This window comes from Streptomyces sp. NPDC037054, assembly GCF_055606745.1.
Window position 1 is genome coordinate 465,058 of record NZ_JBVJSJ010000002.1, and the last position, 23,975, is coordinate 489,032.

Annotated in this window: 17 protein-coding genes and 2 tRNA genes; 16 read left to right on the top strand and 3 right to left on the bottom strand. The window is 71.7% G+C overall.

Features of this window, described 5'->3' with window-relative positions; translation table 11 throughout:
* Positions 1-44 precede the first annotated feature (44 nt).
* The 8 genes from ACZ7D7_RS07070 (at position 45) to ACZ7D7_RS07105 (ending at position 11,349) form a co-directional block, all read left to right on the top strand.
* Positions 45-413 (top strand): hypothetical protein, encoded by a 369-nt coding sequence (locus tag ACZ7D7_RS07070; protein WP_470822927.1) that lies wholly within the window; start codon positions 45-47, stop codon positions 411-413.
* Between the two features lie 21 nt (positions 414-434).
* The gene (locus tag ACZ7D7_RS07075; protein ID WP_470822928.1) at positions 435-1,595 is read left to right on the top strand and encodes a DUF6508 domain-containing protein; all 1,161 of its coding nucleotides are present in this window, start codon (positions 435-437) and stop codon (positions 1,593-1,595) included.
* Between the two features lie 343 nt (positions 1,596-1,938).
* Entirely contained in the window at positions 1,939-2,250 is a 312-nt protein-coding gene (locus tag ACZ7D7_RS07080; RefSeq protein WP_279553003.1) for a hypothetical protein, read from the top strand.
* Between the two features lie 53 nt (positions 2,251-2,303).
* Entirely contained in the window at positions 2,304-3,659 is a 1,356-nt protein-coding gene (gene eccD / locus ACZ7D7_RS07085) for a type VII secretion integral membrane protein EccD (RefSeq protein ID WP_470822929.1), read from the top strand.
* Between the two features lie 79 nt (positions 3,660-3,738).
* On the top strand, positions 3,739-5,430 hold the full coding sequence (locus ACZ7D7_RS07090) for a MinD/ParA family ATP-binding protein (protein WP_470822930.1): 1,692 nt from the start codon (positions 3,739-3,741) through the stop codon (positions 5,428-5,430).
* A gap of 51 nt (positions 5,431-5,481) precedes the next feature.
* Positions 5,482-9,468 carry a type VII secretion protein EccCa gene (gene eccCa / locus ACZ7D7_RS07095; RefSeq protein ID WP_470822931.1) on the top strand — a complete coding sequence of 1,329 codons (3,987 nt, stop codon included), beginning with the start codon at positions 5,482-5,484 and terminating at the stop codon, positions 9,466-9,468.
* A 7-nt stretch (positions 9,469-9,475) separates the two neighbouring features.
* Entirely contained in the window at positions 9,476-10,909 is a 1,434-nt protein-coding gene (locus tag ACZ7D7_RS07100) for a DUF6177 family protein (protein WP_470822932.1), read from the top strand.
* 2 nt (positions 10,910-10,911) lie between these two features.
* A complete protein-coding gene (locus tag ACZ7D7_RS07105; protein ID WP_470822933.1) occupies positions 10,912-11,349 on the top strand; it encodes an HD domain-containing protein in 438 nt (145 codons plus the stop codon).
* Between the two features lie 18 nt (positions 11,350-11,367).
* Here ACZ7D7_RS07105 and ACZ7D7_RS07110 read toward each other — a convergent pair whose 3' ends face one another.
* Positions 11,368-12,567 carry an acyltransferase family protein gene (locus tag ACZ7D7_RS07110; protein WP_470822934.1) on the bottom strand — a complete coding sequence of 400 codons (1,200 nt, stop codon included), beginning with the start codon at positions 12,565-12,567 and terminating at the stop codon, positions 11,368-11,370.
* 642 nt (positions 12,568-13,209) lie between these two features.
* Here ACZ7D7_RS07110 and ACZ7D7_RS07115 point away from each other — a divergent pair.
* Complete coding sequence (locus ACZ7D7_RS07115; RefSeq protein WP_320773049.1) at positions 13,210-13,404, top strand: hypothetical protein; 195 nt, start codon at positions 13,210-13,212, stop codon at positions 13,402-13,404.
* 61 nt (positions 13,405-13,465) lie between these two features.
* On the opposite strand, the gene ACZ7D7_RS07120 is transcribed toward ACZ7D7_RS07115, so the two are convergent.
* Positions 13,466-13,539, bottom strand: a tRNA-Gly gene (locus ACZ7D7_RS07120).
* 190 nt (positions 13,540-13,729) lie between these two features.
* Between ACZ7D7_RS07120 and ACZ7D7_RS07125 the strand changes: the two genes are divergently transcribed.
* The 5 genes from ACZ7D7_RS07125 (at position 13,730) to clpX (ending at position 18,549) form a co-directional block, all read left to right on the top strand.
* Positions 13,730-13,806, top strand: a tRNA-Pro gene (locus ACZ7D7_RS07125).
* A 178-nt stretch (positions 13,807-13,984) separates the two neighbouring features.
* Positions 13,985-15,373: a trigger factor gene (gene tig / locus ACZ7D7_RS07130; protein WP_470822935.1), complete on the top strand. Its 1,389-nt coding sequence runs from the start codon at positions 13,985-13,987 to the stop codon at positions 15,371-15,373.
* A 253-nt stretch (positions 15,374-15,626) separates the two neighbouring features.
* The gene (locus ACZ7D7_RS07135) at positions 15,627-16,232 is read left to right on the top strand and encodes an ATP-dependent Clp protease proteolytic subunit (RefSeq protein WP_470823206.1); all 606 of its coding nucleotides are present in this window, start codon (positions 15,627-15,629) and stop codon (positions 16,230-16,232) included.
* Between the two features lie 169 nt (positions 16,233-16,401).
* Positions 16,402-17,082, top strand: a complete 681-nt coding sequence (locus tag ACZ7D7_RS07140) for an ATP-dependent Clp protease proteolytic subunit (protein WP_470822936.1) — start codon at positions 16,402-16,404, stop codon at positions 17,080-17,082.
* A 180-nt stretch (positions 17,083-17,262) separates the two neighbouring features.
* Positions 17,263-18,549 (top strand): ATP-dependent Clp protease ATP-binding subunit ClpX, encoded by a 1,287-nt coding sequence (gene clpX, locus ACZ7D7_RS07145; protein ID WP_470822937.1) that lies wholly within the window; start codon positions 17,263-17,265, stop codon positions 18,547-18,549.
* A 77-nt stretch (positions 18,550-18,626) separates the two neighbouring features.
* Here the strand turns inward: clpX and ACZ7D7_RS07150 are convergent, their stop codons facing one another.
* On the bottom strand, positions 18,627-19,604 hold the full coding sequence (locus tag ACZ7D7_RS07150) for a hypothetical protein (protein WP_470822938.1): 978 nt from the start codon (positions 19,602-19,604) through the stop codon (positions 18,627-18,629).
* A 137-nt stretch (positions 19,605-19,741) separates the two neighbouring features.
* Here ACZ7D7_RS07150 and ACZ7D7_RS07155 point away from each other — a divergent pair, with 137 nt between their 5' ends.
* The gene (locus ACZ7D7_RS07155; RefSeq protein ID WP_470822939.1) at positions 19,742-22,363 is read left to right on the top strand and encodes a valine--tRNA ligase; all 2,622 of its coding nucleotides are present in this window, start codon (positions 19,742-19,744) and stop codon (positions 22,361-22,363) included.
* 88 nt (positions 22,364-22,451) lie between these two features.
* Positions 22,452-23,972 carry a bifunctional tetrahydrofolate synthase/dihydrofolate synthase gene (gene folC / locus ACZ7D7_RS07160; RefSeq protein WP_470822940.1) on the top strand — a complete coding sequence of 507 codons (1,521 nt, stop codon included), beginning with the start codon at positions 22,452-22,454 and terminating at the stop codon, positions 23,970-23,972.
* Positions 23,973-23,975 lie beyond the last annotated feature (3 nt).

Consider the following 23,975-nt stretch of genomic DNA (forward strand, 5'->3'; position numbering starts at 1 on the left):
GAGGCAAGACCATGAGCCGGGAGACTCCGTACGTTCCTCCCCGGGTGACCGAATCCCTGCAGTGGGAGGAGGTCGCGAGTCCGCCGCGCTACGCGAACACCACCGACAAGCCGGTGCGCTACGCGGAGGTCGCGGACCGCGACGGCACGGTGCTGGGTTACCTGTGGCTGAACGACGAGGACGACGCCGCCGGCTGGCAGTACCGCCGGGCGGGCGGCGACGAGGCCTTCAACATGGGCGCCCTCTGGGCCGGTGAACTCCACGAGGCCAAGGAGAAGGGCCTCACGCCCTCGGCCGCGCTGGAGGCGATGACGCGCGAGTACGGCCCCGAGGACCCCAGCCACATCGTCCCCGGTTCGCTCAAGGACGCCCCGAGTCTGGAGGCCGTCAAGGAGCTGGCAGCCAAGAGCTGAGCCGTCGACGAACCGAGTGCCGTGTCCCACCCCTTCCACTACGCCACCGTCACCACCCCCGACCACGAAGTCGCCGGATTCCTCTGGACCGACGGCTCCGACGTCGGCTGGACCGACCGGCTCGCGAGCAGTGTCCGTGCCTACAAGGCGGGGCAGGAGTGGGCCCGCCGGGCGCGGGAGGCCCGCGAGCGCGGGCTCACGCCGCTCGGGGTGCTCAACCTCCTCAGCCGTGAGCCGGGCGTCGGCCCTGTCACCGAGGCCCCCGGCAGGGCGGCCGTGGACGAGCTCGCCCGGGTCGTCACCCCGGACGACGACCGGCGGCTGCTGGCCCAGCTCGCGCCGCCGGACTCCGCCGCCTGGCGCGAGCTCGCCGACGCCGTCGACGCCCTCACGGACGAGGACCGGGACGTGACGTGGGGCGGCGGCCACGAGCTGCCGAGCGGCGCGACCCAGGTGGCGTTCCCGCTCTACAGCGAGCCGCTCCAGCGCGCCGTCTCCGCCCTGTCCGGCGTCGGCGCCGTCACCCCCGAGCACCGCTGGACGGGCTTCCCCATGCCCGAGCCGCCCCCGGCGGGGCAGTCGCTCGCCCCGGCCGACGCCGTGCGCGCCGCGACGGCGATCGTCCGCGGGGAGCGGTTCTGCGACGGGCACATCGCCGAGTCCGTGCAGACCGGCCTCTTCGACGCCGTGGCCGCCGCCCTGCGCGCCTGGCACGCCTCGGGAGCGCCGCCGCCCGTCGCCACCACCGACGACGCCTCCGCGGACGGCCGGGAGCCCTCGCCCCGGCCCCCGGCCGTGTGCAGATTCTGCGGAGGTTCTCCCGCCGTCGACGTCACGTTCCGCGCCCATCAGGCACTGCTCGTCCTCATGCGGTTCAAGAAGATGACCGGCCCGATGTGTCTGACGTGCGGGCTGGCGGTGTACCGGACGCTGACCACGTACACGCTCTGGCAGGGCTGGTGGAGCCCCTTCTCGCTGTTCCTCTTCGCGCCGCTCGCGCTGGTCCGCAACGTCCTCGCCGTGCGCCACGTGAGGAAACTCGCGGCTCCGGGCCCCGGCACGAGCGGGCCGCGCTTCGATCCGGGGGTGCCCGTACGGCGCCGGCCGCTCGCGTACGTCGGGCTCGTCCCGGTGCTCTGGGTGGCCGTGATGATCGTCACCGGGCTGGCCGGGGGAGCGTGACGCGGGGGTGACACGGGCGCGCCGGGGGCGGGTCGGCGGCATCCGCCCCGGGTGTACTGAATGCCCCTCCATGGCTTATGTTGCCGAGGCGAAGTAGGGGGATCTCGCATGCCGCGGACAGGCGCCGGTGCCCACCGGGGCGCCGCGACCTGCCGGCCGTGCCTTCGGTGGAACCGCCCGACCGCCGCCCGGCGTCGCACGCGGGGACGGACGCGGAACGGACGCCGTCGCGTCACGCGGTCTCGGCCCGGATCCGGGAGACCGACTCCGGAGACCGACTCCGGGAGACGTCCGCCTACACGTAGACGCACCTACAGGAAGACGCACCCACGGGGACGACTGAATGGCACGGGACTACGACAGCCAGCTGCTGGAGTCGGTGGCGGTGCGTCGGCGCCGGATGCGCGACGCGCTGCTCTTCGGCGCGCAACGCTCCAGGCGGACGGCGGACGAACGACTCGGCAAGCTCTTCGCGGGCATCGCCATCGCGGCCGTGCTGTGCGCGGGCTGCGTCGGCTGGTCCTTCGTCCAGTCGATGATGGCGAAGCAGAAGGCCGAGCAGGAGAAGCAGCGGCAGCAGCAGGAGCAGCTCTACAACCCGAAGCCGAGCGCCTCCCCCTCGGGCGGCGCCGACAAGGGCGCGGAGCAGCGATGAGGGCTGCCAGACGGCACCCAGGGCGGAGACAACGCGATGATAGGTTCCGGTGAGTGGTGAGCACAGCAACGACGTCCCGCACCCAGTTGAGCCGGGTCACCCTGATCGGTGAGCGACGGCGCGCCGACCTCGTCCTCCCCTCGGACACGGCGATCGGCCAACTCCTCCCCGACATCCTGCGGTTGCTGGACGACCGGGCCGCCACCCGGCCGACCACCCGGCAGTTGATCACCTCCGACGGCTCCGCGCTGCCGCACGACGCCACCCTGTCGTCGGCCGAGGTCCCGGACGGCGCCGTACTGCGCCTCGTGCGCGCCCACGCCGCACCGCCCGCGCCCGTCGTCCATGACGTCACCGACCAGGTCGCCGACGACCTCGACCTGCGCGCCTGGCGCTGGCGCCCCGCCGCGCGCCGCGCCAGCTCCGGTGTCGCCGTCGTCGTGTTCGCCGTGACCGCCGCCCTGCTGGCGCGCGGCGAGTTCGCGCTGGAGACCGTCGCCGCCGCGCTCGCCGCCGTCACCGCACTCTTCCTCGTCGCCGGCGCGCTGGTGGCGAAGATCGGGCAGGGCAACCGGGGCCTGGCCACCGCGCTGCTGCTCGCCGCCGGCGGACTCGGCCTGCTCACCGCCTGGACCGCCGCCGACGCGTACGACTGGTCAGGCACCGTCCGGCTGGCGGCCGTCGCCGCCTCGCTCGTGATCAGCCTGGTCCTGCTCGCCTACTTCTCGCCGCTCGGCCGCGGCGGGCTCATCGGCGCCGGGGCGATCGCCGCCGTCACCGTCGTGTGGGAGATCGCCGCCGCCGTCCAGGACCGGCCGGACCGGCTCGGTGCCGTGATGGCCGTGTTCTCCGTCGTGCTGCTCGGCATGCTGCCGCGCTTCGCGCTGATGGCCTCCGGGCTCACCGGCCTCGACGACCGGCGTTCCTCCGGTACGTCGGTCAGCCGCCACGAGGTCGCCAACGCCCTCGCCGCCACCCACCGCGGCCTCGCCCTCGCCACCGTGGTCACCGCCGTGTCCGCCGCCGCCGGCGGCTGGCTGCTGACCACGGCGAAGGAACCGACCGCCTGGACGGTCACCCTGGCCGCCCTCACCGCCGTGGTGCTGCTGTCGCGGGCCCGGGCCTTCCCGCTGATCGCCGAGGTCGTGGCGCTGTTCGGGGCGGCGGCACTGCTCGTCGTACGGCTCGCGGTGCTGTGGCTCGACCACGCCGGGGGCGTCGGCGCGCTCGTCCTGCTGGGCACGGCGGCGCTGCTGCCGCTGCTGGTCCTCGGCATCGAGCCGCCGGAACACGTCCGGGTCCGGCTGCGGCGGTTCGCGGATCTGATCGAGTCCCTCGGCGTGATCGGGCTGTTCCCGCTCGCCGTGGGCGTGTTCGGCATCTACGGGCAGCTGCTCAACAAGTTCTGAGGCTTCGACGACGAGACGCCGACGCGCCGTCGCCTCCGCGCGGGACGACGAAGCGGGCGTCGCAGGAGAGAAGGGCGACATGCCGAACGGGGACAACTGGCAGGGCGATGTGCTGCGCGACCTGAGGGGCGGCGCGGCCCAGCGGCGTGCCACGGGACCGGACGGACAGCCACAGCAGGAGCCCCAGGCCCAGGCACAGGCGGACAGCGGTCGGCAGGGCACGCCCGGACAGGACGTGCCGCAGCAGGACCCGTCGTACGGCTACCCGCAGGCTCAGCAGCCCCAGCCCGGGCAGCCCCAGCCCCAGCAGGCCCAGCCCGGACAGGCCCAGCAGCCCGCCCACGGCGACGCCGCCGCGTACGGCTACCCCAACGCCCAGGACCCCGCCGCCGCGTACGGCGCCCAGCACTCCCCGTACCCCCAGCAGTCCCCCCAGGGCCGGCACCAGGACCAGTACCAGGGCCACGACCAGGCGCACCACGCCCAGCAGCCCGGCGCGTACGGCTACCCCAACGCCGGACAGCAGGCCGGCTACGGCTACCCGGCCCAGCAGCAGGCCGGCTACGGCTACCCGGCCCAGCAGCAGCCCCCGGCCCACGCCGGTCAGCAGGCCGCCCACCCGCAGCAGCAGCCCTACCCCGACCAGGCGTACCCCGACCAGGCGTACGCGGCGCAGCAGTACGCCCAGCAGCAGTACGCCCAGCACGGTCAGGCCGCCCACCAGCAGTACCCGCAGCAGCAACCCCAGCAGTACGCCGAGCCGCAGCAGCACCAGCCCCAGCAGGCCCAGGCACAGCCGCGGCACGCCCAGCCGCAGGCCCCCGCCCCCCGCGCCCGCACCTCCCGCTCCACCCCCGACTCCTCCCCGGTGCTGGACAAGCAGCTCGCCTCCGCCGGGCTCAAGCCCCGGCGCGGCGAGCCCTTCGGCGCCCGCGCCCTGCGCGCCGTACGCCGTACCGTGTCGTCCTCCGCCGCGCGCGAGGTCGCCGAGACCACCGCCACCGCCGAGGCACTCCAGCAGCCGGTCACCACCGGCCGGCAGATCGCCGTGACGTCCATCCGCGGCGGTTCCGGGAAGACGACGATCGCGGCGCTGCTCGGCGCGACGTACGCCCACTACCGTCAGGACCCGGTCCTGATGGTCGAGGCGGACCCGGCGCTCGGCTCGCTGCCGATCCGGCTGGGCGCGGAGAGCCTGCGCTGGACGACCGGCGACCTCGCCGACGTCGTCGAGCCGCAGATGACGCTGCTCGACGTCACCGGCTACCTCGTCCAACTGCCCGACAACGCCTGGCTGTTGCCCGGCAGTCAGGGACAGGTCGGCGCCATGCTCGACACCCGCAGCTACGAGCGGGTCATGGTGTCGCTGCGCCGCTACTTCGGCGTGACCGTGGTCGACTGCGAGACGCTGCCCGCCGAGGTCGCTCGCACCGCCCTGTCCGCCGCCCAGGCCCGCGTGCTCACCGTGCCCGCGACGCTGGAGGGCATCGCCAGCACCCACGCGGTGCTGCAGTGGATGCGCGGCCTGCCCCGGGACATCACGACCACGACCGTCGTCGTCCTCACCGAGACCGTGCCGCACCTCGGCCTCGACCTCGACAAGGCGGCCGAGCGGCTGAAGGCGACGGGGGCGAGCGTGCGCGTCCTGCCGTACGACCGGCATCTCGCGGCCGGCGGCACCATCCGCACCGAACTGCTCGCGCGGGCCACCCGGCAGGCCGCCACGCGGCTGGCCGCGGAGGTCTTCCAGCTCTCCCAGAAGCGTCGCTGAACCACCCCCGCGGGAAGGGAACTTGAAGGACTTCGAGGACAGGGCGAGACGATGAGCACCCGACTGATCCACCGGCCGGCCCGCACCACCCGGCCCCCGGCCCCACCCGAGCCGCGCACCATAGAGGCGCCGCCCAACCTCCCCGACGGCAAGGGGGGTTCCATCGCGACCTCGCTGCTGCCCGTCGCCGGTGTGATGTCGTCCGTCGTGATGATGACGGTCATGCGCAACAGCCAGTTCGCCGCGCTGGGCGCGATCATCCTCGTCGTCACCATCGCCGGCTCGCTGATCCTGGTCTTCTCGCAGCGCGGCAAGGCCCAGCGCACCCGCCGCACCCAGCGCGAGGCCTACCTCGCCTACCTGGAGGACCAGCGCGAGGAACTGTCCGGGGAGGAGCGCGAGCGCCGGGAGAGCAGCCAGGTGCTGAACCCGCCGCCGGACGCCCTCTACGACATCGTCCGCGACCCGGCCCGGCTGTGGGAGCGGCGCCGCCTCGACGCCGACTTCCTGCGCATCCGCGTCGGCACCGGCGAGATGCGGGTACGGGACCTGAAGATCGGCCAGCAGGGCGGCTCGGTGCTCACCCCGCCCGACGAGTTCATGCTGAACGAGGCGTCCGCGCTCGTGAACCGCTTCAGCACCGGCACCGAACTCCCGCTCACCGTCCCCCTCGACCGCGTCGGCAACGTCAGCCTCATCGGCCGCCGCGAGGACACCCTCCGCGTCGCCCGCGCCCTGCTCGTGCAGACCGCCGCCACCCACGCCCCCGACGACGTCGCGATGGCGCTGGCCACGCCCGGCGACCGGATCGGCGAGTGGGAGTGGGCCAAGTGGCTGCCGCACCTCCTCGACGCCGAGCAGTTCGACGGCCCCGTCGCCGCCCGCCGCATCGCCCCGTCCCTGCCCCAACTGGCCCGCCAGATCGGCCCCGAGCTGCGCCGCCGCGCCTCCTACGCGGCCGAGGTGCGCCGCGGCCTGTCCGGCAAGGACGCCCTCGCCATGACGTCCCGGCTGCTCGTCGTCGCCGACGGGCACGGCGACGACGCCGTGGACCTGCCCCGCCCGGACGACGCGGTCGGCCTGCGCGAGATGGGCGTCACCGTCCTGCACATGCTGGACGAGCGGGTCCAGGAACCCGGCCACGTCGGCGTGCGCATCACCGTCGACGGCGACCGCATCCTCATCGAGGACCTGCGCGAGGCCGAGCCGCTCAGCGCGCACGGCACCGTGGACGAGGTCGGCGTCCCCTTCGCCGAGGGCCTCGCCCGCATGCTCGCCCCGCTCCGGCTGTCCGCCGACTCGATGGGCGCGGACGCCCCGCTCACCGGCCCCGTCGACTTCGCCGACCTGCTCGGCATCGACGACGTCGCCCGCCTCGACCTGGCCCGGCTGTGGGCGCCGCGCGGCGAGCGCGCCTTCCTGCGCGTGCCGATCGGCGTCAGCGACTCCCGCGAGCCCGTGCTGCTCGACCTGAAGGAGTCCTCCGAGCTGGGCATGGGCCCGCACGGCCTGTGCGTCGGCGCCACCGGCTCCGGCAAGTCCGAGCTGCTGCGCACCCTCGTCCTCGCCCTCGTCGCCACCCACCCGCCGGAGGACCTCGCCCTCGTCCTGGTCGACTACAAGGGCGGCGCCACCTTCGCCCCGTTCTCCGACCTGCCGCACGTCGCGGGCGTCATCACCAACCTGGAGAACCAGGCCGGCCTCGTCGAGCGCGTCCACGCCTCCCTGGCCGGCGAGGTCAAGCGCCGCCAGCAGGTGCTGAAGGACGCGGGCAACGTCGCCGACATCGGCCACTACGCCGCGCTGCGCGCCGAGAAGCGCCCCGACCTCGACCCGCTGCCGCACCTCTTCGTGGTGATCGACGAGTTCGGTGAACTCCTCACCGCCAAGCCGGACTTCATCGACCTGTTCCTGTCCATCGGCCGCATCGGCCGCTCCATCGGCGTGCACCTGCTGCTGTCCAGCCAGCGCATCGAGGGCGGCAAGCTCAAGGGCCTCGACACCTACCTGTCGTACCGGCTCGGTCTGCGCACCTTCTCCGCCGACGAGTCCCGCACCGTCCTCGACACCACCGACGCCTTCCACCTGCCGCCGCTGCCCGGCTTCGGCTACCTCAAGGTCGACACCAGCCACTACGAGCGGTTCAAGGCCAGCTACGTCTCCGGCGCCTACCGCGGCCCCGTGCAGCGCGAGACCGAGGAGGACACCGGGCCGCTCGCCCTGGAGTACCAGGCCTACAACACCCTCGGCGAGGACCAGTCCGGCGGCGCCGCGCCCGAGGAGCCCCAGATGCGGCGCCGGGAGACCGGGCCCACCGAAATGGGCGTCCTCATCGACCAGTTGGAGGGCGCCGGGGCCCGCCCCGTGCGCCAGATCTGGCTGCCGCCGCTGCCGTCCGCGGTCGCCCTCGACAAGGTCGCCGGGCCCGTCGAGGTCGGCCCGCGCGGCATGCAGCTCGCCAAGCGGCGCGGCCCGCTCCAGGTGCCGCTCGGCGTCCTCGACGACCCGACGAAGCAGTGGCAGGGCCAGTGGTACCTGGACCTCACGCTCGCCGGCGGCCACGCCGCGATCATCGGCGGCCCGCAGTCCGGCAAGACCACCCTGCTGCGCACCCTCGCCCTCTCGCTGTCCCTGACGCACACCCCGCAGGAGGTCGGCGTCTACGGCCTCGACCTCGTCGGCGGCGGCCTCCAGGCGCTGTCCGGGCTGCCCCACGTCGGCGGCGTCGCCGGCCGCGCCGACCGCGAGCGCGCCGCACGCACCATCGACTCCGTGCGCGCGATGCTCGACCAGCGCGAGGAACTGTTCCGCATCCACAACATCGACTCCCTGGAACAGCTGCGCACCCTGCGCGCAGCCGGCCAGGTCCGCGAGCTGGCGTCCACGGAGATCGTGCTGCTCATCGACGGCTTCGGCGCGCTGCGCGACGACTTCGAGGAACTCGACGACGCGGTGGTCGACATCCTCAAGCGCGGCAGCGGCTACGGCATCCACGTCGTCGCCGGCATGCTGCGCTGGAACGACGTGCGCATCGCGACGCAGTCCCAGTTCGGCACGCGCGTCGAGCTGCGCCTGAACGACCCGAGCGAGTCCAGCGTCGACCGCAAGCTCGCCCAGACGCTCTCGCCGGAGGAGAAGGGCCGCGTCCTGACCGACGGCAAGCTGTTCGCCCAGGTCGCGCTGCCGCGCACGGACTCCCTGCCCGACACCACCGACCTCGGCGCCGTCCTGGAGCGCACCGCCCGCACGATCCGCGCCACCTGGACCGGCGAGGTCGCCCAGCCCGTCCGCGTGCTGCCGCACGTGCTGGAGCCGCAGGCCCTGCCGAGCCCGTCCGCCGAGCCGCGCCGGGTCCCGGTCGGCCTGGACCAGACGCAGCTCGCCCCGGTGCTGCTCGACCTGTTCCAGCACGACCAGCACCTGATGATCATGGGCGACAGCGAGTGCGGCAAGACCAACCTGCTCAAGGTCATCGCCCAGGGCCTCATCGAGCGCTACGGCGACGACGAGATCGTCTTCGGCGTCTTCGACCCGCGCCGCGGCCTGCGCGGCGCCATCCCGGAGGAGTACCGGGGCGGCTACGCCTACAACGCCAAGCTGTGCGCGGGCCTGGCCGCCGGCATCGCGGGCGAGCTGGAGAAGCGGCTGCCCGACGAGGGCGCCGACAGCGAGGACCTGGAGCCGGGCAGCTTCTCCGGCCCGCGCATCGTCATCCTCGTCGACGACTACGACGTCCTGACCACCGCCGGGCAGCAGCCGCTCCAGCCGTTCGTGCCGTACATCCCGTCGGCCGTCGACATCGGCCTGCACTTCGTCCTCACCCGCCGCGTCGCGGGCGCCTCCCGCGGCCTGTACGAGCCGCTGCTGCAGAGCCTGCGCGAGTCCGGCTCCTCGGCGCTGGTGATGGCGGGCGACCGCAGCGAGGGCCAGCTGTTCCCCGGCGTGTACGCCGGCCCGCAGCCGCCCGGCCGGGGCGTGCTGATCCGCAGGGGCGAGCCGAACCGGCTGATCCAGACCGTCTACTCGGGGACCAGGTGAACCACCCATGACGAAGGACGTCATCACCCTCACGAAGAAGATGCCGGACCCGCTGAGCGTGCTCGCGGGCCTGCTGTCCGGCGGCCCCGACCGGCTGGTCGGCGCGGAGGGGGACGGCGCCGTGGTGCGGCTGCACGACGAGCAGGGCCGGCCGCTGGTCTCCGTGGAGGCGCCGCTGCTGGTGCAGGTCCCGGGCGAGGCCGCGCGGCTGCTCGGCGCGACCGAGCCCGAGGTGCCGTACTGGTGGACCGAGGCCCGCGCCACCACCGGCGTCGCGGAGGCCGAGGCGCTCGCCGGAACCTTCGCCGCCCGCCTGGCCACGCTGGTCGGCGGCACGGCCTGGCCGCCGGACGCGGCACGCTCGCTGGCCGTCGTGAAGACCGACGGGGTGAGCGCGGCGCCGGTGCCGGCCGCCGCCCAGCCCGCCGTGGACGTGCTGACCGACAAGGTCGCCGTCGTCATCCAGGACCGCCCGGTCGTCGCCATGACGGCCTGGCTCCAGGACGCGTTCAAGGCCGCCGCCGACGCGGAACTGGGCCTGCAGATCGTCACCCCCGCGGGCACCCGCCTCTCCCCGGCGGTCCGGGGCAGTCTGCCCGGCTGGCCCTCGCGCTGGGTCGTCCAGGACGAGCGGGACGGCTACTACGACGGCCTGTCGGGCGCCGTCCTGACCTGGGCGAACGGCCTCTTCGTGACCGTGGAGTCCCCGGACGCCACCCCGCAGGACCCGCGCACCCCGGTCGCCGCGTCCTTCAAGGACGGCCCCCTCGAAGCGGGCGACACAGGCGAGCGCCAGCTCGCGATCTCCTTCCGCACCGTCCACCCCGCCGACGACCGCCTCGTCCTCGGCGGCGCCGTCGAGGCCGTCTGGCGCGAGATCACCGGCGCGCCCCCGGCCGGCTGGGGCACCGAGGAACCCGCCAACCTGCCCTGGTCCCTGCGGCAGTTGACGGACGTCGCCTACGAGCGGACGCCCGAGCCGACCTGGCTCGTGGTCGTCGGCGACCCCGAGCGCCCCGGCCTCGCGACGGTCCGCATCACCCGCACCAAGGCCGGCGTCGAGGAGGACGTCACGATGGCCTTCGGCTACGGCGCGGCCGAGCAGGTCCCGCACGACGCCGTGCCCGCCGCTGCCGAGGCGCTGGCCACCAAGCACGACCTCCAGTCGATGCTGGTCCAGATCCGCCGCGCCCGCCGCGACCTGTCCGTCCCGCCGCACTTCGAGGGCCCCGGCGTGCCGTACGCCTTCGTGCTCGGCGCCGAGGAGGTCCGCGAGATGCCCGGCGACCGGGCCCGCCGCACCCCGCTCGCCGAACGCCCCCGCGAACTCGGCCCGAAGACCCGCCCCGCGCTGTACTACCCGCTGCCCGGCGACCCGTCCGACCTGTCGGGCTGGCAGGACTTCGAGCGCCTGATGCGGCACCTCAAGGGCGGGTCCTGACAGTGGACCTCGCGGAGGTCGAGGCCACCGCCCGCGCCGCGCACGAGGGCCAGACCGACAAGGCGGGCCGCCCCTACGCGGAGCACCTGGCGGCGGTCGCCGAGGGCGTACGCGCGCGGGGCGGCGACGCCGAGCAGATCGCCGCGGCCTGGCTGCACGACGCCGTCGAGGACGACAGGCTCTCCGAGCGGTGGCTCGCCGAGGCCCCGCTGAGCCGCCGTACGAAGGACATCGTGCGCGCGGTCACCAAGCGGGCCGGTGAGCCGCCCGAGGCGTACGCCGCGCGCATCCTCGCCACCCCGGGCGCCCTGCTGGTGAAGGAGGCCGACCTGGCGCACAACGCGGACCCGGCGCGCCTCGCGGCCTTGGACGAGCCGGTCCGCACACGACTGACCGAGAAGTACACGCGGATGCGCGCACTTCTCGGTCTGGGTGGGTGACCTCTCAGGGGCGCGGGATCAGACCCCGGCCTTCTCCCGCTCCACCGGCCGGGCCTCGGGCTTCTGCCGTTCCCGGGCCACTTCGGCGGCGTCCCGCTTGAACGCCCACTCCATCTTCGGCTCCATCGCGAACCGGAAGACCCGCTGCACGGGCTTGGTGCACAGCAGCGTGACGACCACGGCGGCCAGGACGGTCACGAAGACCGCGCCGAACGGCTGGTCCAGCCAGTCGTGCTCGTACCAGCCGCGGTAGTCACCGGCCTTCACCAGGAAGCCGTGCAGCAGGTAGCCGTACAGCGTGCCCGCGCCGAGCGCCGTGAACCACATGTGGCGGCGCGGCACCCAGGCGAAGAAGCACGCGGTCAGCAGCAGCGAGCAGCCGAACAGCGCGAGCACCATGACCGGCCCGGACCACCAGGGCCCGCCGAGTTCCTGCGCGGAGTCGCGGTGGTAGAACCACGCGGCGCTCATGCGGGGCGCGGCCCACCAGCCGACGACCAGGGCGACCGCGAGCACCGGCACGGACAGGATCCGCACCGACCGGCGGCGCACCATCTGGAAGTGCTCGGGCTTCATGCACAGGCCCAGCACGAAGAACGGCAGGAACTGGAGCACGCGCTGGAGGTCGAGGTCGTTGCCGATCTCGGGCGACAGGGACGCCAGCATGGCGATGCCGAGCGCGAGGGGGAGGGGGTACCGCACGCTCTTCCAGATCGGCGTCGTCACCCGCCACACGAACAGCGCGATCAGGAACCACGTCAGGTACCACGGGTCCAGCAGGCTGATCTCGTGGTCGGGATCGTCGCCGACGAACCGCTTGAAGAGGGAGTACACCGTCTCGAAGAGGACGTACGGCACGACGACGCCGGTGATCAGCCGCTTCAGCCGGCTCGGCCGCATGTCGAAACTGCGGGAGAAGAAGCCGGAGATGATGATGAACGCCGGCATGTGGAACGTGTACACGATCGTGTAGGCGGTCTCCACGGACCGGCTGTCGCCCTTCAGGGGCTCCCAGGCGTGGCCGATGGCCACCAGCACGATCGCCAGGTACTTCGCGTTGTCGAAGAACGCGTCACGCTGCTTGTTCTGCTGCGTGCTCTGAGGCTTGCCCTCAGGGGTCTTCTGCGGCGGGCGAGACTCCGCCGCCGCCTCAGCCGGCGGCTGTGCCGGGGGCAGCGGTGCTCTGCGATTGCCGTACGGTCGCAGCGAGTTCGTCACAGACCCTCCCACCAGGAACTCGGGGATGCGATCCGGGACCTCGCTGCGCTAGCGGGGGACGAGGCAGCGTGAAACATCTGAGGCACCCTAGCGTCGCGCGAGGGTATTCGTAAAACCCTCGACGTTATTCCTGGTTAAGGCTGCGGATACCCCGGATTTCGCGGGAGTTGACATCGCCGGCGACGTGACGACCGGCACACCTTCTCCTCCGGTCGGTCCCACTATCCATGCCCTACTTGTCATGCTTCATCCACTCTAAGTGGGGCATAAGACCAGCAGGCGACTCTGGCGGAATGTCCTCTTCCGTGACTCTTTGACGGTTCGCGGTACGACCGTTGGCCGGTCCGTGGTGGCAATTCGAATTACCTGCGAACGCGTTGTGTGGAGACGGAAACGATCCGGCCGAATTCCCGTGCGGGCGCGCCCGTCAATTGCCGTCCGCGGCACGGCCGGCGAGCGTCCCATGGCCACGCGGGTACCCGCTGCGGAGCCGCCGAACCGGACCGCCGGGGCCGAACGTGCGGCCGGACGTTGCGTCACCGGCCGCATAGGGCGGCCCGGTTGGTGGCACGATGGTTCTGGCGGGGGTTGCCACGGCACACCCCCGGGCCGGGAGAGCGGACGACCGAGGGTGTGATCAGTGTGGCCATTTCGCTGTCAGTGGTGCTGCTGTTGGCGATCATCCTGGTGGTGCTGATGAGGGGAGGCTCCCTCAAGGCCGGCCCCGCCATCGTCGCCGTTCTGTTCGGCTTCTTCCTGGCCTCGACGGGCATGGCGCCGTCGATCAACAGGTTCATGAACTCGATAGCGGAAACGATCAACTCGATCAGTTTCTGACCGTTCACGAGCGAAAAGACCGTCGGGCCCGGCTCCGAAGAACCGGGCCCGACGGCCGGTGTGGAGCGGGCGACGGGAATCGAACCCGCGTAGCTAGTTTGGAAGACTAGGGCTCTACCATTGAGCTACGCCCGCACGTGGTGCGCCGCAGGTCCGGGGACCGCGGCACAGAAGGCATCGTAGCGGGTCGCCCCCCTTCGCCGCACACCCCGTTCTCCTCGCGCTTCCCCTCGCGCGGTTCGCCCGCGCGTCGGAGCCGCCGCGACGCTCCGGAAATGCGGCCGACGGGCCGCCCGGCGGCATGTACCCTACGTGTCGCACCAGACGGGGTGTGGCGCAGCTTGGTAGCGCGTCCGCTTTGGGAGCGGAAGGCCGTGGGTTCAAATCCCGCCACCCCGACCAGCCAGGACCAGCCACGATCACCGCGGGTGATCGCCTTTTGGGCCGTGTACCCGCTGCCGTTACTATGCAAGCTGCACGCCCGTGTGTCTCATCGTCTGAAGTCCTCCGGGCGGCGAAATCCGCCGGGCCGCTCTGGCCCCGGCAGAACCCAAGAAGTCAGCCACAAGGAGACCGAACCGTGAAGAGCGCCGTGGAGACCCTGAACCCGACTCGGGTTCGGCTCACTGTCGAGGTGCCCTTCGAGGAGCTCAAGGACAGCCTCGACGCGGCGTACAAGAAGATCAACCAGCAGGTCACGGTGAAGGGCTTCCGCAAGGGCAAGGTCCCGGCCCGGGTCATCGACCAGCGGTTCGGCCGCGGTGCGGTGCTGGAGGAGGCCGTCAACGACGCCCTCCCGAAGTTCTACACCGAGGCGGTCAACGAGGCCGAGCTGAACCCGCTGGGCCAGCCCGAGGTCGACATCACGGAGCTGAAGGACGGCGAGACGCTGAACTTCACCGCCGAGGTCGACATCCGCCCGACGATCGAGATCCCGGACTACTCCGGCATCGAGGTCGAGGTCGACGCCGTCGAGGTCACCGACGAGGACGTCGACAAGTCGGTCGAGCAGCTCCGTGAGCGCTTCGCCTCCACCTCCCCGGTCGAGCGCGCCGCCCAGGACGGCGACGTGGTCACCATCGACCTGGAGGCCAAGGTCGACGGCGAGGTCCTCGAGGACGGCGTCGCGAACGGCGTCTCCTACACGATCGGCTCCGGCGAACTGCTGGACGGCATCGACGACGCCGTGAAGGGCCTGGAGGCCGGTGGCGAGGCCACCTTCACCTCCGAGCTGAAGGGCGGCTCGGCGGCCGGCAAGGAGGCCGAGGTCACCGTCAAGGTCACCCAGGTCGCCGCGCGCGAGCTGCCGGCGCTGGACGACGAGTTCGCGCAGCTCGCCTCCGAGTTCGACACCCTCGAGGAGCTGAAGGCGGACAGCCGCAAGCGCCTGGAGAACATGAAGCAGTACGACCAGGCCACGCAGGCCCAGGAGCGCGTCCTGGACAAGCTGCTCGAGCTGGTCGAGGTGCCCGTCCCCGAGAAGCTCCTCGAGGACGAGGTCAACACCCGCAAGCACAACCTGGAGCACCACCAGCTCGGCCAGATGGGCCTCGACCTCGCGAAGTACCTGGAGATCCAGGGCAAGACCGAGGAGGAGTTCGAGACCGAGACCCGCGAGGCCGCGGTCAAGGGCATCAAGACCCAGTTCGTGCTCGACGAGCTCGTCAAGCGCGAGAACCTCAACGTCAACCAGGAGGAGCTCACCGAGCACCTCATGCGCCGTGCCGCCTCCTCCGGCATGTCCCCCGACCAGTTCGCCCAGGCGGTCGTCGAGGGCGGCCAGGTTCCGCTCCTCGTCGGCGAGGTCGCCCGCGGCAAGGCCCTGGCCGTCGTGGTCGAGGCCGCCACGGTGAAGGACACCAACGGCGAGATCATCGACCTGGACGACGAGGACGAGGCGGAGACGGAGGCCACCGAGGCCGCCGCCGAGCCCACCGAGGCCGCCGCCGAGGAGAAGCCCGAGGCCTGAGCCTCCGGCACTCCCTGACGCCCACAGCCGGGCCCCGAGACGCGTGAGCCTCTCGGGGCCCGTCGCGTACGCGCTACGCCCCCGGCGAACACCCCCGTTCCCGGGACTCCCCGGAGGGACCCGCGCGTTAGGGTCCATGAATACCAGGGGAGTGGAGCACCCGAACCGTTCCAAGCCCCGCAGGGAAACGCAGGGAAACGTGAGACGGCCCGGCGCCGTCGCAAGACGAGCAGGTGGATACGTGACGAATCTGATGCCCTCCGCCGCCGGCGAGCCTTCCATCGGTGGTGGCCTCGGCGACCAGGTCTACAACCGGCTGCTCAACGAGCGGATCATCTTCCTCGGCCAGCCGGTGGACGACGACATCGCGAACAAGATCACCGCACAGCTGCTTCTCCTTGCCTCCGACCCGGACAAGGACATCTACCTCTACATCAACAGCCCCGGCGGCTCGATCACGGCCGGCATGGCGATCTACGACACCATGCAGTACATCAAGAACGACGTGGTGACGATCGCCATGGGCCTCGCGGCCTCGATGGGCCAGTTCCTGCTCAGCGCGGGCACCCCCGGCAAGCGCTTCGCCCTGCCGAACGCCGAGATCCTGATCCACCAGCCCTCCGCCGGCCTCGCCGGCTCGGCCTCGGACATCAAGATCCACGCCGAGCGGCTGCTGCACACCAAGAAGCGCATGGCCGAGCTCACGGCCCAGCACACGGGCCAGACGATCGAGCAGATCACCCGCGACTCGGACCGCGACCGCTGGTTCGACGCCTTCGAGGCCAAGGAGTACGGCCTCATCGACGACGTGATCGCGACGGCCGCCGGTATGCCGGGCGGCGGCGGCACCGGGGCCTGAGCCGAGCCCGCGGGGCCCACCGGCCCCGTGGGGCGACGTACCGCCCCACGAGACCCCCTGGACCCCACGAGGCCCGCCAGGCCCGCAGGCGGCGCCCCAGCCCGCCCGCGGGCCCACCGGCGCCCCAGTCAGCCCCAGCCGACCGCCACAGCCCTTTTCAGGAGAAACCGTGAACGACTTCCCCGGCAGCGGCATCTACGACCGCGCCCGCGCCGAGTACACCGGCCCCTCGGCCGAGTCCCGCTACGTCATCCCGCGCTTCGTCGAGCGCACCTCGCAGGGCGTGCGCGAGTACGACCCGTACGCGAAGCTCTTCGAGGAGCGCGTGATCTTCCTCGGCGTCCAGATCGACGACGCCTCCGCCAACGACGTCATGGCGCAGCTGCTGTGCCTGGAGTCGATGGACCCCGACCGGGACATCTCGGTCTACATCAACAGCCCCGGCGGCTCCTTCACCGCGCTGACGGCGATCTACGACACGATGCAGTTCGTGAAGCCGGACGTCCAGACGGTCTGCATGGGCCAGGCCGCCTCGGCCGCCGCCATCCTGCTGGCCGCCGGCACCCCCGGCAAGCGCATGGCCCTGCCGAACGCGCGCGTCCTGATCCACCAGCCGTACAGCGAGACCGGCCGCGGTCAGGTCTCCGACCTGGAGATCGCCGCCAACGAGATCCTGCGGATGCGCTCGCAGCTGGAGGAGATGCTGGCCAAGCACTCCACCACGCCCATCGAGAAGATCCGCGAGGACATCGAGCGCGACAAGATCCTCACGGCCGAGGACGCCCTGCAGTACGGGCTGATCGACCAGATCATCTCGACCCGGAAGATGAACAACGCCGAGGTCCGCTGACGCGGAACCGGTATTGTCTGCTGCCCCTTGGCACGGTTCGGCACGGTCCACGTGGAAGTGAACCGTGCCAAGGGGGGCCCGAACGGGGGGCCAGGCAAGGTACCGTCGGACATAAGGCAGCACCAGGAGCCGCTGGACCGCGAACGTCCAGTCGTCTCCCAGGCGAAGGGGAAGCACACCGTGGCACGCATCGGTGACGGCGGCGATCTGCTCAAGTGCTCGTTCTGCGGCAAGAGCCAGAAGCAGGTCAAGAAGCTCATCGCAGGGCCCGGTGTGTACATCTGCGACGAGTGCATCGACCTCTGCAACGAGATCATCGAGGAGGAACTCGCCGAGACGAGCGAGGTGCGCTGGGAGGAACTCCCCAAGCCCCGCGAGATCTACGAGTTCCTCGACGGGTACGTGGTGGGCCAGGAGGCCGCCAAGAAGTCCCTGTCGGTCGCGGTGTACAACCACTACAAGCGGGTCCAGGCCGGTGAGAACGGCGGGGCCCAAGGCCGCGACGACGCCATCGAGTTGGCGAAGTCCAACATCCTCCTGCTGGGCCCCACGGGCTCCGGCAAGACCCTCCTCGCGCAGACCCTCGCCCGCATGCTGAACGTCCCGTTCGCGATCGCGGACGCGACGGCGCTGACGGAGGCGGGGTACGTCGGCGAGGACGTCGAGAACATCCTGCTGAAGCTGATCCAGGCCGCGGACTACGACGTCAAGAAGGCCGAGACCGGGATCATCTACATCGACGAGATCGACAAGGTCGCCCGCAAGAGCGAGAACCCGTCGATCACCCGCGACGTGAGCGGCGAGGGCGTCCAGCAGGCCCTGCTGAAGATCCTGGAGGGCACCACGGCCTCCGTCCCGCCGCAGGGCGGACGCAAGCACCCGCACCAGGAGTTCATCCAGATCGACACGACGAACGTGCTGTTCATCGTGGGTGGTGCCTTCGCGGGCCTGGAGAAGATCATCGAGTCGCGGGCCGGCGCGAAGGGCATCGGCTTCGGCGCGACGATCCGCTCCAAGCGGGAGCTGGAGTCCAAGGACCAGTTCGAGGAGGTCATGCCGGAGGACCTGGTCAAGTTCGGCATGATCCCCGAGTTCATCGGCCGCCTGCCCGTGATCACCTCGGTCCACAACCTGGACCGCGAGGCGCTCCTGCAGATCCTGGTCGAGCCGCGCAACGCGCTGGTGAAGCAGTACCAGCGCCTCTTCGAACTCGACGGCGTGGAGCTGGACTTCGAGCGCGAGGCACTGGAGGCCATCGCCGACCAGGCCATCCTCCGCCAGACCGGCGCGCGCGGCCTGCGCGCCATCATGGAGGAGGTCCTGATGTCGGTGATGTACGAGGTCCCGTCCCGCAAGGACGTGGCCCGGGTCGTCGTCACGGCGGACGTCGTCCACTCCAACGTCAACCCGACCCTGATCCCGCGCGACGCCCGCGGCCGGGGCCCGGGCGAGCAGAAGACGGCGTAACCGCCCGGCACACACGGACACACACGGAAGGGCCCCGGTCGACTCGACCGGGGCCCTTCCGTGTGTAAGGCGCGGCGTCAGCCCTTGAGCCGGACCTCGGGGCGGAGCTTGGTGGTGATGTCGACGGCCACGTCCTTGCTGACGCCCTGGGTGGCGTCGCCCGGCGAGACCAGCGCGATGGTGCTGTAGTCGGCCCAGGCGCAGAACCAGTCCGTCTTCATCTTCTTGGTCCTGGCGTCCTCGCCCTCGGCGGCCTGGCACTTCATGACGGCGCCGTCGATCTCGACCTCTTCGGGCTCGCCGATGACCTTGGTCTTGCTCTTGCTGGACGGGTCCTCGGCCTCCTTCTTGAAGTTCACGAAGAAGGTGTCGAGAGCGGCCTCCGGGTCGGAGATCTCGCCGTAGGCACCGGCGAGCGTGATGCCCTTGGCGGTCGCCATCTCGGCCGGGTCGGGCGCCGTGGACGGGTCGCTGGGGTCGTAGCCGCTCAGGTCCGCCGTCGAGTAGAGGCCGAGCACCGACTTGCCGTTCTTGACGCCGCTCTTCGCGAGCTCGTCGGCGGAGTCGCTGCCGCCCGCGCCGTCCTTGGAGACACGCGAGTAGTCGCCGAGCACCTTCGCCGGCGTCGCCAGCTTGTGCGGGCCGTCGTCCTCCAGGCCACCCGCGCCGGCGCCCCCGCCGAACACGAAGTAGGCGCCCACGCCGATCGCCGCCACGACGGCCACCGCGCCGATGATCAGGCCCGTCTTCTTGCCGCCGCCGCCCGCGGCCGGGGGCTGGGGCATGCCGTACGGGGCCTGGCCGTGGGGCGGCTGCTGGCCGTACGGGGGCTGCTGACCGTAGCCCGGCTGCTGGCCGTACGGCGGGGACTGCGGGGGGACGCCCTGCGGAGCCTGCTGCGGGTAGCCGTAGCCCGGCTGGGGCTGCTGCGGCTGCTGGGGGTAGCCATAGCCGGGCTGGGGCTGCTGCGGCTGCTGGCCGTAGGGGCCCGGCTGGCCGTACGGCCCGGGCTGCTGGGGCTGCCCGCCGTACGGGCCCGGCTGGTTGTAACTCATTCCTGGGTTCCCCTCCAGATGCTTATGCGGTCCGAACATCCTGGCCTACACCTGGCGTGCGCAGGTCACCGGGGGCCGCACCGTTACAAAGGAATCGCGTTTCGGGACTGGGTGGTGACACCTCTAAACTGACCCCCGTGACCGAGAACACTCAGCAGCCGCAAGCAGCCCCCACGACCGAACTGCCGACCCAGTACACGCCGGCCGAGGTAGAGGGGAAGCTGTACGAGCGCTGGGTGGACAAGGGTTACTTCGCCGCGGACGCGAAGAGCGAGAAGCCGCCGTACACCATCGTCATCCCGCCGCCGAACGTCACCGGCTCGCTCCACCTGGGCCACGCCTTCCAGCACACGCTGATGGACGCCCTGACCCGCCGCAAGCGCATGCAGGGCTTCGAGGCCCTGTGGCTGCCCGGCATGGACCACGCCGGCATCGCCACCCAGAACAAGGTCGAGCAGCAGCTCGCCGAGGAGGGCAAGTCCCGCCACGACCTGGGCCGCGAGGAGTTCGTCGAGCGCGTCTGGCAGTGGAAGGAGGAGTACGGCGGCAAGATCCTCGGCCAGATGCGCCGCCTCGGCGACGGCGTCGACTGGTCCCGCGAGCGCTTCACGATGGACGAGGGCCTGTCCAAGGCCGTCCTCACCATCTTCAAGAAGCTCTACGAGGACGAGCTGATCTACCGCGCCGAGCGGATCATCAACTGGTGCCCCCGCTGTCTGACCGCGATCTCCGACATCGAGGTCGAGTACCAGGAGGACGACGGCGAACTCGTCTCCATCAAGTACGGCGAGGGCGACGAGACGCTCGTCGTCGCCACCACTCGTGCCGAGACCATGCTCGGTGACACCGCCGTCGCCGTGCACCCCGACGACGAGCGGTACAAGCACCTCGTCGGCAAGAAGATCAAGCTGCCGCTGACCGACCGGTCCATCCCGGTCGTCGCCGACAGCCACGTCGACCCCGAGTTCGGCACGGGCGCCGTCAAGGTCACCCCGGCCCACGACCCGAACGACTTCGCCATCGGCCGGCGCCACGACCTGGAGTCGATCACGGTCATGGACGAGCGTGCCGTCATCACCGTGCACGGCCCGTTCCAGGGCCTCGACCGCTACGAGGCGCGTGCCGCGATCGTCGGCGCGCTGCGCTCGCAGGGCCGGATCGTCGCCGAGAAGCGGCCGTACGTCCACAGCGTCGGCCACTGCTCGCGCTGCCGCACGACCGTCGAGCCCCGGCTGTCCATGCAGTGGTGGGTCAAGGTCGGCCCGCTCGCCAAGGCGGCCGGTGACGCCGTCCGCGACGGCCGGGTGGAGATCCACCCGGAGGAGATGTCGAAGCGGTACTTCGACTGGGTCGACAACATGAACGACTGGTGCATCTCGCGCCAGTTGTGGTGGGGCCACCGCATCCCGATCTGGTACGGCCCGGACGGCGAGGTCGTCTGCGTCGGCCCCGACGAGGAGCCGCCCACCGGCGAGGGCTGGCACCAGGACACCGACGTCCTCGACACCTGGTTCTCCTCCGGCCTGTGGCCGTTCTCCACGCTCGGCTGGCCCGAACAGACCGAGGACCTGCGGAAGTTCTACCCGACCGACGTCCTGGTCACGGGCCACGACATCATCTTCTTCTGGGTCGCCCGGATGATGATGTTCGGCCTGTACGCCATGGACGGCGCCGTGCCGTTCAGGACCATCGCGCTGACCGGTCTGGTCCGCGACGAGCGCGGCAAGAAGATGTCGAAGTCCTTCGGCAACGTCGTGGACCCGCTCGACTGGATGGACAAGTACGGCTCCGACGCCGTGCGCTTCACCCTGGCCCGCGGCGCCAACCCCGGCACCGACGTGCCGATCGGCGAGGACTGGGTCCAGGCCTCCCGCAACTTCGCCAACAAGATCTGGAACGCGACCCGCTTCGCGCTGATGAACGGCGCGACGGTCGAGGGCCCGCTGCCGGACGCGTCTGCGATGTCGGCCACGGACCGCTGGATCCTGTCCCGGCTGAACGCGACGGTCGCCGCCGTCGACGCCTTCTACGAGGACTTCCAGTTCGCGAAGCTGTCCGACGCGCTGTACCACTTCGCGTGGGACGAGGTGTTCGACTGGTACGTCGAGCTGTCCAAGACCACGTTCCAGGCGGGCGGCGAGTCCGCCGAGGTCTCCCAGCGGGTCCTCGGCGAGGTCCTCGACGTCACCCTGCGTCTGCTGCACCCGATCGTCCCGTTCGTCACCGACGAGCTGTGGACGACGCTCACCGGCGGCGAGTCCGTGACCGTCGCCGACTGGCCGAAGGACAGCGGCTTCCGTGACGAGGCCGCCGAGCGGGAGATCGCGACGCTCCAGGAGGTCATCACCGAGGTCCGCCGCTTCCGCGCCGACCAGGGCCTGCAGGCCGGCCAGCGCGTCCCGGCGCGCCTGACGCTGGACGCCACGCCGCTCGCGCCGCACGAGCCGGCCATCCGCCAGCTGCTGCGCCTCCAGCCGGAGGGCGAGGGCTTCACGGCGACCGCGACGCTGCCGGTGGCCGGGGCGGAGGTGGCGCTGGACCTGTCCGGCGCGATCGACGTGGCCGCCGAGCGCAAGCGGCTGGCGAAGGACCTCGCCGCGGCCGAGAAGGAGAAGGCGCAGGCGACGGCGAAGCTCGGCAACGAGGCGTTCCTCGCCAAGGCCCCCGACCAGGTGGTGGAGAAGATCCGCGTCCGCCTCGCCAAGGCGGAGGAGGACATCACCCGCATCCAGTCCCAGCTGGACCGCCTCCCGGCCTGACGAGGGGCCCCCGCGGGCATACGGACCGCACCGCCGCGGCCCGTATGCCCGCGGCGGTGCGGCCTTGGCGCCCCCGTAGACTGGCCCCGTGAGTGAGCTCCCCCCGCACGACGACCCCGAGCAGCCCGACGGCGTCGGCGCCTTCGACGAGATCATCGCCGCCGAGACGGAACGCGACCCCGATCTCGCCGTGATCGAGGCCGGCAGCCGCACCCTGCGCACCCAGGGCGGCCCGCCCGAGGGCGACATCCCGGCCCGGCCCGCCGACCCCGAGGTCGACAAGGCGCTGCGCGAGGTGGAGGCGGAGCTGGCGACGCGCTGGGGCGAGACCAAGCTCGAACCGTCCGTGAGCCGGATCGCCGCGCTGATGGACGTCCTGGGCGAGCCGCAGCGGACGTACCCCTCCATCCACATCACGGGGACCAACGGCAAGACCTCCACGGCCCGCATGATCGAGGCCCTGCTCGGCGCCTTCGACCTGCGCACCGGTCGCTACACCAGCCCGCACGTGCAGTCCATCACCGAGCGGATCAGCCTGGACGGCGCCCCGATCTCCGCCGAGCGGTTCGTCGAGACGTACCACGACGTCAAGCCGTACGTGGAGATGGTCGACGCCCAGCAGGAGTACCGGCTGTCCTTCTTCGAGGTGCTGACCGGCATGGCGTACGCCGCCTTCGCGGACGCGCCCGCCGACGTCGCCGTCGTCGAGGTCGGCATGGGCGGCACCTGGGACGCCACGAACGTGATCGACGCGGACGTCGCCGTCGTCACGCCCATCGACCTCGACCACACCGACCGGCTCGGTGAGACCCACGCCGCGATCGCCGGCGAGAAGGCCGGCATCGTCAAGCAGGGCGCCACCGTCGTCCTCGCGCAGCAGCCCGTCGACGCGGCGCAGGTCCTGCTGAAGAAGGCCGTCGAGGTCGACGCCACCGTGGCCCGCGAGGGGCTGGAGTTCGGTGTCGTCGCCCGGCAGGTCGCCGTCGGCGGGCAACTGCTCACCCTGCGCGGCCTGGGCGGCGAGTACACCGAGGTGTACCTCCCGCTGCACGGCGCGCACCAGGCGCACAACGCCGCCGTCGCCCTCGCCGCCGTCGAGGCGTTCTTCGGGGTCGGCGCCCAGCGCGCCGAGCCGCTGGACATCGACACCGTGCGCAAGGCGTTCGCGGCCGTGGCCTCACCGGGCCGCCTGGAGGTCGTGCGGCGCTCGCCGACCGTCGTGCTGGACGCCGCGCACAACCCGGCGGGCGCGCGGGCCGCGGCCGAGGCGATCGGCGAGGCGTTCCAGTTCAGTCACCTGGTCGGGGTCGTCGGCGCGAGCGGCGACAAGAACGTCCGGGGGCTGCTGGAGGCCTTCGAGCCGGTGTTCGCCGAGGTCGTCGTCACGCAGAACTCCAGCCACCGGGCCTTGGACGCCGACGAGTTGGCGGCCGTCGCCGTGGAGGTGTTCGGCGAGGAGCGCGTGCAGGTCGAGCCGCGCCTGCCGGACGCGCTGGAGGCCGCGATCACGCTGGCCGAGGAAGAGGGCGAGTTCGCCGGCGGCGGCGTCCTCGTGACCGGCTCCGTCATCACAGTCGGCGAGGCCCGGCTGCTCCTGGGGAAGGGCTGAGGA

What these genes read in the sequence shown, in the direction of transcription:
- ACZ7D7_RS07135 (WP_470823206.1), top strand. Translation starts at nt 15,627, where the DNA reads ATGCCCTCCGCCGCCGGCGAGCCTTCCATCGGTGGTGGCCTCGGCGAC.
- ACZ7D7_RS07100 (WP_470822932.1), top strand. Translation starts at nt 9,476, where the DNA reads ATGACGAAGGACGTCATCACCCTCACGAAGAAGATGCCGGACCCGCTG.
- ACZ7D7_RS07090 (WP_470822930.1), top strand. Translation starts at nt 3,739, where the DNA reads ATGCCGAACGGGGACAACTGGCAGGGCGATGTGCTGCGCGACCTGAGG.
- ACZ7D7_RS07150 (WP_470822938.1), bottom strand. Translation starts at nt 19,604, where the DNA reads ATGAGTTACAACCAGCCGGGCCCGTACGGCGGGCAGCCCCAGCAGCCC.
- ACZ7D7_RS07080 (WP_279553003.1), top strand. Translation starts at nt 1,939, where the DNA reads ATGGCACGGGACTACGACAGCCAGCTGCTGGAGTCGGTGGCGGTGCGT.
- eccCa (WP_470822931.1), top strand. Translation starts at nt 5,482, where the DNA reads ATGAGCACCCGACTGATCCACCGGCCGGCCCGCACCACCCGGCCCCCG.